12 protein-coding genes and 1 riboswitch are annotated in these 11,269 nt (G+C 41.5%); of the genes, 3 read left to right on the top strand and 9 right to left on the bottom strand.

What is annotated here, in order from left to right; genetic code table 11:
- Nucleotides 1-5: 5 nt before the first annotated feature.
- The 6 genes from I6F49_RS07305 to I6F49_RS07330 form a co-directional block, all read right to left on the bottom strand.
- Nucleotides 6-797, bottom strand: a complete 792-nt coding sequence (locus I6F49_RS07305) for a thiazole synthase (RefSeq protein WP_166419392.1) — start codon at nt 795-797, stop codon at nt 6-8.
- A 5-nt stretch (nt 798-802) separates the two neighbouring features.
- On the bottom strand, nt 803-997 hold the full coding sequence (gene thiS / locus I6F49_RS07310; protein ID WP_197179469.1) for a sulfur carrier protein ThiS: 195 nt from the start codon (nt 995-997) through the stop codon (nt 803-805).
- A gap of 18 nt (nt 998-1,015) precedes the next feature.
- On the bottom strand, nt 1,016-2,026 hold the full coding sequence (locus I6F49_RS07315; RefSeq protein ID WP_197179471.1) for an FAD-dependent oxidoreductase: 1,011 nt from the start codon (nt 2,024-2,026) through the stop codon (nt 1,016-1,018).
- 125 nt (nt 2,027-2,151) lie between these two features.
- The gene (thiC, locus tag I6F49_RS07320) at nt 2,152-4,104 is read right to left on the bottom strand and encodes a phosphomethylpyrimidine synthase ThiC (RefSeq protein WP_231615052.1); all 1,953 of its coding nucleotides are present in this window, start codon (nt 4,102-4,104) and stop codon (nt 2,152-2,154) included.
- 143 nt (nt 4,105-4,247) lie between these two features.
- Nucleotides 4,248-4,362, bottom strand: a riboswitch (TPP riboswitch).
- 107 nt (nt 4,363-4,469) lie between these two features.
- Nucleotides 4,470-4,868, bottom strand: coding sequence for an META domain-containing protein (locus I6F49_RS07325; RefSeq protein ID WP_331461447.1), 399 nt, complete (start codon nt 4,866-4,868; stop codon nt 4,470-4,472).
- 126 nt (nt 4,869-4,994) lie between these two features.
- On the bottom strand, nt 4,995-5,393 hold the full coding sequence (locus tag I6F49_RS07330; protein WP_197179473.1) for an acyl-CoA thioesterase: 399 nt from the start codon (nt 5,391-5,393) through the stop codon (nt 4,995-4,997).
- 84 nt (nt 5,394-5,477) lie between these two features.
- On the opposite strand from I6F49_RS07330, the gene I6F49_RS07335 reads away from it, so the two are divergent.
- Nucleotides 5,478-7,595: a TonB-dependent receptor gene (locus I6F49_RS07335; RefSeq protein WP_197179474.1), complete on the top strand. Its 2,118-nt coding sequence runs from the start codon at nt 5,478-5,480 to the stop codon at nt 7,593-7,595.
- 291 nt (nt 7,596-7,886) lie between these two features.
- On the opposite strand, the gene epmA is transcribed toward I6F49_RS07335, so the two are convergent.
- On the bottom strand, nt 7,887-8,861 hold the full coding sequence (gene epmA / locus I6F49_RS07340; protein ID WP_166419397.1) for an elongation factor P--(R)-beta-lysine ligase: 975 nt from the start codon (nt 8,859-8,861) through the stop codon (nt 7,887-7,889).
- A 59-nt stretch (nt 8,862-8,920) separates the two neighbouring features.
- Entirely contained in the window at nt 8,921-9,487 is a 567-nt protein-coding gene (gene efp / locus I6F49_RS07345; RefSeq protein WP_024596699.1) for an elongation factor P, read from the bottom strand.
- 41 nt (nt 9,488-9,528) lie between these two features.
- Here efp and epmB point away from each other — a divergent pair, with 41 nt between their 5' ends.
- Nucleotides 9,529-10,542, top strand: a complete 1,014-nt coding sequence (gene epmB, locus I6F49_RS07350) for an EF-P beta-lysylation protein EpmB (protein ID WP_197179480.1) — start codon at nt 9,529-9,531, stop codon at nt 10,540-10,542.
- Here epmB and I6F49_RS07355 read toward each other — a convergent pair.
- The gene (locus I6F49_RS07355; RefSeq protein WP_024600329.1) at nt 10,539-10,748 is read right to left on the bottom strand and encodes a hypothetical protein; all 210 of its coding nucleotides are present in this window, start codon (nt 10,746-10,748) and stop codon (nt 10,539-10,541) included. The genes epmB and I6F49_RS07355 overlap by 4 nt on opposite strands.
- Before the next feature lie 82 nt (nt 10,749-10,830).
- Here I6F49_RS07355 and I6F49_RS07360 point away from each other — a divergent pair, with 82 nt between their 5' ends.
- Nucleotides 10,831-11,121, top strand: coding sequence for a hypothetical protein (locus I6F49_RS07360; protein ID WP_002960798.1), 291 nt, complete (start codon nt 10,831-10,833; stop codon nt 11,119-11,121).
- The last annotated feature ends 148 nt before the right edge of the window (nt 11,122-11,269 follow it).

Raw genomic sequence — 11,269 nt, forward strand, 5'->3', positions numbered from 1 at the left:
TTTCCTTACTGCTGATGCCAAAAAGGCATACCCATTGTTGGGGTTGATGGGGCTGCAACTTCTTTTTCAGGCATCGCTTTTGCCTTGTATGCAAAGCGCCCTGCTTCTACTGCGGCTTTAAATGCGCGGCTCATAGTAATTGGGCAACCCGCCCCTGCAATGGCTGAATTTAATAATACCGCATCATACCCCATTTCGAGTGCTTGGCAGGCATGCGATGGCAAACCTAAACCTGCATCTACTATCAATGTAGTATTGGGTAAGCGCTCTCGAATAGTTTTTAAATTATAACTATTTAACAAGCCTTTACCGGTGCCTATTGGCGCGCCCCACGGCATAAGCACCTCACACCCTAGCTCATTTAAACGCCGGCAAAGTACTAAGTCATCGGTGCAATAAGGTAATACTTTAAAACCATCATCAATCAATATTTTTGTGGCTTCAAGTAGCGCAAAAGGGTCAGGCTGTAAATTGTAATCATCGCCAATTAGCTCTAGCTTAATCCAATCGGTGGCAAATACCTCTCGGCACATTTTTGCGAGTGTAATCGCCTCTTTGACACTGTGGCACCCTGCGGTATTAGGCAGTATTTTTAAGCCTGTATTTTTTATTAACTGCCAAAAATCATCGCCTGCTGCTGCACTTTGTTGGCGCCTAAGCGACACCGTTACAATTTCAGCGCCTGATGCGGTTAGTGATTGGGTCATAATATCGGGCGACGGATAAAGTGCAGAGCCTATTAATAAACGACTCTTTATTTGCTCTCCATAAATAGTTAAACAGTCTTTAGTTTGCATGAGCTTTATCCGCCTTGAATGGGTGACAGCAACTCAACACTGTCGCCTTCATTAAGTACATAGTTACCGTGCTGACTTTGTGGAATAAATTCGCTATTAATAGCCACAGCAAAAGGCGCGGCTGCACCAAAACTTTGAAGTACCTCAACGAGCGCTTTGCTATCAACATTAAGTAGCTCGCCATTAATTGTAATGTTCATTTTATTCTCACTCTATTCTTACTGTATTTGCGAAACTGCTTGCGCCACTAATGCCGGCGCCAACATATAACCATGTCGATATAAGCCGTTAATGCTAATCACGTTACCTACTTTTGTTACTTCTGGGCGGTTGTCACTAAATGCGGGGCGTAATCCGGTTTGAATATTAAGGAGCCGTGCTTCGGCAAATCCGCTGTGTACGGTATAAGCTGCTGAAAGTAACTCAAGGGTTGAGCGTACGGTTGCGGCGCCGCTGTCTTGCGATTCTATTTCGGTCGCACCAATTACATATTCATGATTAGGTTTAGGCGCTATATAAATTGGGTAACGCGGGTGCATTAAGCGCACGGGCCTGATTAAATTTACCTCTGGTGCGTATAACCTTGCTACTTCGCCGCGCACGCCCCTAAGCGGTTTATCTCTTTGAGCTGTTTTAGCGCCAAGCCCACGACAATCAATAATGTAATCGAAGGGTCGATTGTTTATTTTGTTGTCGCTAATGGTTACGCGCTGGTTAAACACAAATTTTACTTTGCGTTTATTAAGCTGTGCAAAGCTGGCTTTATAAAATGCTTGGTTATCTATTTGCCCTTCGCAGGGTAAAAATAAGCCTTGATTAAAGCGCCCTGCAAGTTCGGGTTCAAGCATTGTAATTTGCTGAGCATTCACATGCTCAGCAGTGTGATCAGCTAGCGGTTTTATACGCTGTGCAAAGCTTTGTAAATCGCCTTTATCTTGCTGATGCGCAACGACCAATGAGCCTTGCTGCTGAAAAAACACATCACCTTCAAGTTCGCTTACTATTTGTGGCCAGCGCTTCATTGAATCAAGCCCCATTAAAGCTAAATCAGCCTCACACAATACCGACTCTGCAAGTGGGGCAAGCATAGCTGCAGCCACTTTGCCCGCACTATTTTGTGTATGCTCGTCGTCTGCTTCAAAAATAGTGACATGATGCTGCTTACTCAGCTCAAGCGCAGCTAACCTGCCCGCTAAACCAAACCCGACCACCGCAATGTTATAAAACATAAAACCTCCAAAGCAGTTAATTAGTAGGTGCGAATTTACTTCGTACTTCTTCAATTTTTAAAGAAGCGAGGTATAAAACCTCACCTACAATTGCCTCTAATCCCGACTAATAACTTAAAGCAACTTTATACCGCTTTATGGTAAATCTCTGAGCCTGTTTGCTTAAACTGGGCAGATTTAGCTTTCATTTCGGCTTCTACATCAATCATTTTGATCTCGATAGCGTCCCCAGCGTTATTAGGATCAATACCACGTGTTTCTAAATCTTTGGCATAATCACGTACTTCTTGGCTAATTTTCATAGAGCAAAATTTAGGGCCACACATAGAGCAAAAGTGAGCCACTTTGCCTGATTCTTGCGGCAGGGTTTCGTCATGATATTCGCGAGCTCGGTCTGGATCTAAACCAATATTAAATTGGTCGTGCCACCTAAACTCAAAGCGTGCTTTTGATAGCGCGTTATCGCGCTCTTGCGCACCAGGGTGACCTTTTGCTAAATCGGCGGCATGCGCTGCAATTTTGTAAGTAATTAAGCCTTCTTTAACATCTTCTTTATTTGGCAGACCTAAATGCTCTTTAGGTGTTACATAACACAGCATTGCACAGCCGTACCATGCTATTTGAGCCGCACCAATACCCGAGGTTATATGGTCGTACCCTGGTGCAATATCGGTTGTTAACGGGCCTAAAGTATAAAATGGCGCTTCATCGCAGTGCTTTAATTGCTCATCCATGTTGGCTTTAATCATGTGCATTGGCACATGCCCCGGGCCTTCAATAAATACTTGTACGTCGTGTTTCCACGCAATTTTAGTCAGTTCACCTAACGTGCGTAGCTCACTAAACTGCGCTTCATCATTGGCATCAGCAATAGAGCCAGGGCGCAGTCCATCACCGAGTGAAAAACACACATCGTATTGTTTTAAAATTTCACAAATATCTTCAAAGTGCGTGTATAAAAAGTTTTCTTTATGGTGCGCTAAACACCACTTAGCCATAATTGAGCCACCGCGCGACACAATACCGGTTACACGTTTAGCCGTCATTGGTACATAACGAAGTAATACACCGGCGTGAATAGTAAAGTAATCAACGCCCTGCTCGGCTTGCTCTATAAGCGTATCGCGGAAAATTTCCCACGTTAAATCCTCAGCTACACCGTTTACTTTTTCAAGTGCTTGATAAATAGGAACGGTGCCAATAGGTACCGGCGAGTTACGTACAACCCATTCACGGGTTTCGTGAATGTAACGGCCAGTTGATAAGTCCATTACGGTGTCTGCACCCCAGCGGGTAGACCACACCATTTTTTCTACTTCTTCTTCAATAGATGAGCTTACCGATGAGTTACCAATGTTAGCGTTAACTTTTACTAAAAAGTTACGACCTACAATCATAGGTTCGGTTTCTGGGTGGTTTATATTATTTGGTAAAATAGCGCGGCCACGGGCTATTTCATCCCGTACAAATTCTGGCGTGATAAATTCAGGAATACTCGCACCAAACGACTCGCCTTTATGTTGTGCTGCAAGTAGTTCTTTACGAATTTCTGCACGTCCCATATTTTCGCGAACAGCTACATATTCCATTTCAGGAGTGATAATGCCTTGGCGTGCGTAGTGCATTTGCGTTACGTTTTTGCCTGTTTTACCACGGCGAATTTTTGGAAGGTGATCAAAGCGAATATGATCCAGCCCTTCATCTGCCATGCGTTGCTGCGAAAACTGCGAAGTAACAGATTCTAAAACTTCGGTGTCGCCACGGCTTTCAATCCATTGCTCACGAAATTTTGGTAAGCCTTTGCGCACGTCTAGTTCAAAATTAGGATCGGTATACGGGCCCGACGTATCGTAAACACGTAGCGGGTCGTTTGACTCATACACAGGGTTTTCATCTGTACCACCAATAAACGTATCACTTAACGTTATTTCGCGCATACCCACGCGCACACCAGGTTGAGTACCTTCAACGTATACTTTGTGAGAGTTTGGGAACGGTTGACCCGTTAAGTTATAAATATATTCAGACGCGGCTGCACGAGTTTCGCGGCGCGACGCTTTATTTGTAGTATTTGACATGACTTGCCTCATTGCTTAAGGGTTGTCTTGTCAGATATTCCGAGGAATAGAGAAAGATCGTAAAGTAGCGTACATGCTACTTTGCAGCCTAAAATAATCAAAATCACTTTATTGTGCGCATAAAAAAAGACGCACAAGCGTCCTTATTTAGGCAGCTTGTTCCCTACGCAGGTATTAACCTGATCAGGTTCACGGATCCCGCTTTCGCGATCTCAGCCACAAACTAATTACTTAGCTTTGGCACTCCGACAAGTATTGATATATAAATTCTGTTCGTTAATTTGAAGGTGTTACCCAACAAATCTGCGCTGAGTGTACGTCAGTTAAAAACTGCCCGCAAGGGGCTGTTTTTCAAAAACTTAAAATTATTTAGGGATAAACACAAATGTTTGCTCGCCTTGCATGACTAATTGCTGGTCTTGCATTTTAAGCTCGGCACCTTGCTTTAAGGCTTGTAATAACTGCTGCTCAAACTCATCGAGTTCTTCGCCGCACGACTTACGCGTCATACCTAATTTACTTACGGTTAGGCTGCTATCTTCAAGCGAACCTTCCCCAAAAAATTTGTTACAGCCAGCAAAACCATTTACTTGCAGTGCTTCAATAAAGCTCATTGATGCCTTAAAAGAAGGAGGAATTGCTAAACCATCAACTCGTGATAATTGCCATTGGGTGTATTTTAGCTGCTCAGTGGTAACTGTCCCTGTTGATGCGCAACCTACACATAAACCGATTACAAGCATCGGTATTGCTGCTAATTTCATGCTACTACTAACTAATTGTCTAATTAATGTAATTGTAACAATATTTATGCCCTTTATCCGTTAAAAATGCATGTTTTAAATGTAAATTTTTGTTCTATGATAGTTTAAAAGTTGTTCTGTTAAGCACTAAGTTGTAGTTTTGAATAGGTTATCTATTTGCTCTGGTAAAAACGGTCGTCCTTTTTCATTAACAGAGGTACCTATAACCAGTGCGTTTAGCATCACTTTTTCATCGCTTTTGCGTATAACCGTTTGCTTAAAAGCAAACTTTAAACGACTAATACGCTGCGGCTCTACAGCCACATAAAATTCATCACCTGGTAATAGTGAATGTTTATAGTCCATTTCGCTACGCATCACTACAAGATTAATTTTATCTTTCGCTAACTGAGCAAAATCAATACCGTGTGCGTACAAAAACTCATGGCGTGCATGCTCTAAGTAATTAAAATAAACACTGTTGTTTACGATACCTTGTAAGTCACACTCGTAATCACGTACTTTGAAGTCAACTTTAAATACCATATTAGTAATCCTGATTATTTAACGTATAATTGCCGCGTTTATAGCACATGTGTTTAAATAATTGCTACCATACGAGTCCCTAAAATGGAGTTAAGTAACCCAATGAACTTACGTTTGTCTTTAATTACTGCCGCACTTTTACCGCTGATTGGTGCACCACTTGTAGCTCATGCTGATGACAGCGATCTGGAAAGAATTGTTGTAACCGGCGATTTTCAGCGCGAAAGTATTCAGACTTTAAGCGCGAGTGCGAGCTTATTCAGCGAAGATGAAATTAATCAACGTGGGGCAAGTTACTTAGACGAAATGTTAGGCAGCACCGCCAATGTAAACTTTGCATCTGGTGCGTCGCGTGGTCGTTATATTCAAATTCGTGGCGTGGGGCTTCGCTCACAATTTGTAGATCCTATTAATCCATCTGTAGGCTTAGTAATTGATGGTATTAACTATTCTGGCCTTGGTGGCAGTTCATTATTATTTGATATAGACCAAGTAGAAATTTACCGTGGGCCACAAGGTACACGCTTTGGCGCAGACGGTATGGCCGGTATGATCCAAATGGGTTCAGCTAAAGCCACGAGCGATCCAAGTTTAAAATTACAAGTAGGTGCTGGCACATACAACACCCGCGAAGCAGGCATTGCAGCAAGCACAGGCTTAACAGATGACACTAGCGCACGCGTTAGCTACTTTCGCAGAAAGTCAGATGGTTACGTAGATAATCTGTATTTAAATGACGAAACACAAAATCAAGACGAACAAGTAGCCCGCTTTAAAATAAACAGTCAGCTTACAAAGCATTTAAATACTGAGTTAAATCTTCACTATATTGATATAAACAACGGCTACGATGCGTTTACGCTTGATAACAGCCGCAATAGTGTAGCCGATGAACCAGGCCAAGATACTCAAGAAAGCTACGCAATAGGTATTAATAATACTTATACGGGTTTTGATTTATTTGATGTAAACCTAAATCTATCGGCTATTGATACCGAGCTGCTTTATAGTTTTGATGAAGACTGGGGTTGTAATGACTCAAGCGAGCCACAGCTATGTGCTGCGGGCTTACATCCAGATGGATACAGCTCAACCGATATCTATAGCCGCGATCGCGATGATCAATCTGTAGATTTACAGTTTAATTCTAAAACAGGTAACTGGGTTGCAGGTATTTATTATCAAAACCGTGATGTTGATTTAGAACGCCAATACACATGGTTAGCAAGCCCATTTTCTTCAACTTACGAAACAAGTAATGTTGCAGTATACGGACAATTAGCGACTCCTGTTGGCCCTAAAACAACACTCATTACAGGTTTACGTGTAGAGCAATATCAAGGTGACTACACCGATAGTAATGGCTTTATACAAGATACTGACGACGTAATGGTTGGCGGTAAAGTTGCGCTAGAGTATCAAGTCATTGATCGCACAATGATCTATGCAAGTATCACTCGTGGTTATAAAGCCGGCGGTATTAACTCAGAAGCACTGGCTAAAGCAAAAGATGAAGGCTTGAACCTAAGCGCTGATTTTTTCCAGCAGCATACGAGCTTCGACCCAGAATATTTATGGAGTGGTGAGTTTGGTGTTAAAGGTTCATCACTTGATGATAAATTTACGCTTCGCTTAGCTGCATTTTACATGCACCGCGATGATATTCAGTTAAAAGCATGGCAAGTAGAAGGTCAGCAATTTACCGGTTATGTTGATAACGCAAGCTCTGGTAGTAACTACGGACTTGAAGTTGAAGGTAGTTATCAACTAACTGATAATTTATTTTTAACGGGTAGTGCTGGCTACCTAAATACAGAAATAGACGACTTTGTAACGCAGTCAGGCTTAAACCAAGACGGCCGCGAACAAGCACAATCACCTAAATATCAATATGCATTCACTGCTCGCTATAACTTTACAAGTGAGCTTTACGGTATGGTGGGTGTTGAAGGGAAAGACGATTACTACTTCTCAGACAGCCATAACTCACAAGCGCCAAGCAGCAACTTAGTTAATTTAAGTTTTGGCTACGAAGCAGACATGTGGGCAGTGCGTGCATGGGCTCGTAACGTGTTTGACGAAACAGTCCCAACACGTGGTTTTGAATTTGGTAACGATCCACAAGATGGTTACGCAACGCATACATACACACAGCTAGGCGAGCCTCGTGTAGCAGGTGTTACGTTTACGCTTAATCTGTAAAACACAGCCGTTGGCTTTCAAATGAAAGCTACAGCAAGCAATAAAAAAACACCGCGTTTAATTTAAACGCGGTGTTTTTATTTGTAGGTGAGGTTTTATACCTCGCTTATTTATAAAGTTAAATTACATGAGCGCGAAATAAATTCGCACCTACAGGTTTAGTGTATGTTGTTGGGGTTGATGTTTATTGTAGGTGAGGTTTTATGCCTCGCTTTTTTATAAAGTTAAATTACACGAGCGCGAAATAAATTCGCACCTACAAGTTTGCCACCTACGCCTACAGGGTACGCATTACGCCCTTTGCACATCAAACGCGATCACGTCTTTAATTTTCTCTTTGTTTGTTGCGAGCATTACCAGCCTATCAATTCCCAAAGCAACCCCTGCGCATTGTGGTAATCCATGCTCCAGCGCTTTAATTAAGCGCGTATCCATTGGTACTTGTTTTAAACCGTTGTTGGCGCGGTATGTGTTATCTTCATTAAAACGTTTAGCTTGCTCACTGGCATTTGTAAGTTCGTTAAAGCCATTCGCTAATTCCATATTTTTATAATAAAGCTCAAAACGCCCTGCTACTCGCTCATCGTGTTCACAAATTTGCGCTAGTGCCGCTTGAGAAGCTGGAAAGTGATACACAAAGCATGGCTTATCTTGTCCTATTGTTGGCTCCACTTTCATACAAAATAATAATTGCAGTAAGGTATCTTTATGCGTTTCATTTTGGGCTATATCAGCAAACCCATGCTCACACGCAAGTTGCTTTAACTGCTCTATGTTCGCTGTTAGCGGGTCAAGCCCGAGTGCTTGTTCAAACGCTTTTTGATAGGTAAATCTAGTTGCAGGTTCAACATCTAAAACAAGCTGCATTAGCTCATCCATTTCATCCATAAGTGCAAATTCGTCAAAGCCTGGGCGATACCATTCCAGTATTGTAAATTCGGGATTGTGATGTCTACCCGCTTCTTCATTTCTAAATGCTTTACAAAGCTGAAAAATAGCGCCTGAGCCTGCTGCTAACAAGCGTTTCATAGCAAACTCTGGAGATGTTTGTAAAAACAGAGGAAGGCCACCAGCATGGCCAGGGCCTACAAATGTGGTATTAAAACTGGCTAAGTGCACATCGGTTACACTGGCAGCACTTAAGCTTGGAGTTTCTACCTCTAAAACATCACGTGCATAAAAAAATTCACGGATGCTACGTAATATCGCTGCGCGTTGTTTTAGTGTTTCAATGCTTGCGCTTGGGGCCCAAAGATCTGCTGACATATTTTCTCCAAAAAAAATCCCAGCATTAAAGCCAGGATTTTATTAAACAACGTTAAAACTTACTTAACGCGGCTTACGTATTCACCATTACGAGTGTCTACTTTAATTACTTCGCCAATTTGTACGAATAATGGAACTCGTACCACAGCACCTGTGCTAAGCGTTGCTGGTTTACCACCAGTACCGGCTGTATCACCTTTAAGGCCAGGATCTGTTTCAGTGATCTCAAGCTCAACAAAGTTAGGTGGTGTAACAGCAATAGGGCTGCCGTTCCATAATGTAATTGTGCATAAGTCATTTTCAACTAACCATTTAACTGCATCGCCTAGTGCTTTTTCGTCAGCAGCAATTTGCTCAAATGTTTCGTTGTTCATGAAATGCCAAAATTCGCCGTCTGTGTATAGATACGCTAAATCTGTATCCATTACATCAGCACCTTCAACTGATTCACCCGATTTAAAGGTTTTTTCAAGCACCTTACCAGAGATAAGTTTACGGATACGAACACGGTTAAACGCCTGACCTTTACCAGGTTTTACCATTTCATTTTCTAAGATACTGCAAGGCTCGCCGTCCATCATAATTTTTAGGCCGCCCTTGAACTCGTTGGTGCTATAATTCGCCATCGTTTCCTCTATTTATATTTTTTCGAGTAATCTACATGCCAATGATACAAAGAAATGAAGCAAATTTGCATAAAAACTGGCAAAAAGAATTAGCAAATGTAGTTACCTGCCCAAAAACCTTGCTTAAAATGGTCGGTTTATCGAGCCAAGTCCATGAAAACGACCTAAAAGCCCGCAGTTTATTTCCGGTACGGGTGCCTATCCCTTTTATAAAAAAAATTCGTAAAGGTGACGCAAACGATCCGTTACTGCTACAAGTTATGCCACGCCATCAAGAATTTTTAACTAAATCAGGTTTTAATAAAGATCCCCTACTCGAGCAAGATAACGACCAACCAGGCCTGTTACACAAGTATAAATCGCGTGTTTTAGTGATGTTTAAAACCGGCTGTGCGGTAAATTGTCGTTATTGCTTTAGAAGGCATTTTCCGTATCAAGAAAACCAACTCAATAAAAAAAGTCTGCTTGAAACTCTGAGCTATATAAAATCAGATAGTAATATAAACGAAGTGATTTTAAGTGGTGGCGATCCACTGATGGCCAAAGACGATGCAATAAGCTGGTTTTTGGATGAGCTTGAACAATTACCACAAATAAAACGAATGCGAATTCATAGCCGTTTGCCAGTAGTTATACCGGCGCGAGTTACCGATGAGTTATGTGAACGATTAGCAAAATCGCCATTAAAAATTATTTTTATTAATCACATTAACCATGCCAACGAAATAGACGCTGACTTTAAAGTTGCCATGCAAAAGCTTAAACAAGCAAACGTAACGCTTCTAAACCAAGCTGTAATTTTAAAAGATGTGAACGATACGCTCGATGCGCAAATAAACTTAAGCGAAGCGTTATTTGACGCAGACGTATTGCCGTATTATTTGTATTTGCTAGATAAAGTTGAAGGGGCGAGCCACTTTGATATTAACGAGGAGCAAGCAATAAAAATAATGGCAGAGCTATTAAAAGCCCTGCCCGGATTTTTAGTGCCTAAATTAGTAAGAGAGATCGGTGGTCAAAAAAGTAAAACACCTATCGACCTTAAGCTCATTTAAACATATATATTTACGTTATTACCCAGTGATGCAGTCGCCGATTTAGCCGGCGTTTGCGCACTTGACGATTGCGCTGCACCTTCAATAAGTGCAAGCGCTGCAGCGCCATCAGCTAATTGCTGTTTTTTAGACAAAGCAGCAGTGTAAAGCTCGCTGCCTTGGCCTGAACCAGACATAGCTGGTAAATTTCCACCTGATATATTCATAATTATAAGCCTTAATCAACCTGACTTTTAAATGTAATCCACGTATTATGTCGGCCATGCAGCACAAAGCTTTAGGAAAACCATGGATTCTATAATTGAACAACTCAACACTAACTTAAAAATTGTTTATCGTCAGGCACTTGACGCCGATAAAAAATTAGACGAATTACAACAACAAGGCCATGGCAAATTTAAAGCCTTATTTGCACAAGATGCCGGTTTTAGCTTTGAAGCTAAACGTTTTAAGCCTTATGTTCTTGATGTAGCCGCTGATGTTGAAAGCTTATCTAACGATGGTTTTGATGAAGAAAAACTTAAAACAACCGTTATTAAGTTACAGCAAATACTCACGTTGTTAGCTACCTTTAAGTAAAGCTTAAAAACGAAAATGCCGCTATTTAGCTAACACCATTCAGTTAAGCATGTTTTGACTTAATGGTGTACCGAGTTTTTGAAATTCGAACGGTCCTACTTTTGGGCCGTTTTCTTTTTTCTGGAAGAATATAACGTTTCACTCGTTC

Source organism: Pseudoalteromonas sp. SWN166, from assembly GCF_015864485.1.
GTDB lineage: Bacteria > Pseudomonadota > Gammaproteobacteria > Enterobacterales > Alteromonadaceae > Pseudoalteromonas.

Coding starts and splice junctions, on each gene's coding strand:
- I6F49_RS07305 (WP_166419392.1), bottom strand. CDS start 797: ATGCAAACTAAAGACTGTTTAACTATTTATGGAGAGCAAATAAAGAGT.
- thiS (WP_197179469.1), bottom strand. CDS start 997: ATGAACATTACAATTAATGGCGAGCTACTTAATGTTGATAGCAAAGCG.
- I6F49_RS07315 (WP_197179471.1), bottom strand. CDS start 2,026: ATGTTTTATAACATTGCGGTGGTCGGGTTTGGTTTAGCGGGCAGGTTA.
- thiC (WP_231615052.1), bottom strand. CDS start 4,104: ATGTCAAATACTACAAATAAAGCGTCGCGCCGCGAAACTCGTGCAGCC.
- I6F49_RS07325 (WP_331461447.1), bottom strand. CDS start 4,868: ATGAAATTAGCAGCAATACCGATGCTTGTAATCGGTTTATGTGTAGGT.
- I6F49_RS07330 (WP_197179473.1), bottom strand. CDS start 5,393: ATGGTATTTAAAGTTGACTTCAAAGTACGTGATTACGAGTGTGACTTA.
- I6F49_RS07335 (WP_197179474.1), top strand. CDS start 5,478: ATGGAGTTAAGTAACCCAATGAACTTACGTTTGTCTTTAATTACTGCC.
- epmA (WP_166419397.1), bottom strand. CDS start 8,861: ATGTCAGCAGATCTTTGGGCCCCAAGCGCAAGCATTGAAACACTAAAA.
- efp (WP_024596699.1), bottom strand. CDS start 9,487: ATGGCGAATTATAGCACCAACGAGTTCAAGGGCGGCCTAAAAATTATG.
- epmB (WP_197179480.1), top strand. CDS start 9,529: ATGATACAAAGAAATGAAGCAAATTTGCATAAAAACTGGCAAAAAGAA.
- I6F49_RS07355 (WP_024600329.1), bottom strand. CDS start 10,748: ATGAATATATCAGGTGGAAATTTACCAGCTATGTCTGGTTCAGGCCAA.
- I6F49_RS07360 (WP_002960798.1), top strand. CDS start 10,831: ATGGATTCTATAATTGAACAACTCAACACTAACTTAAAAATTGTTTAT.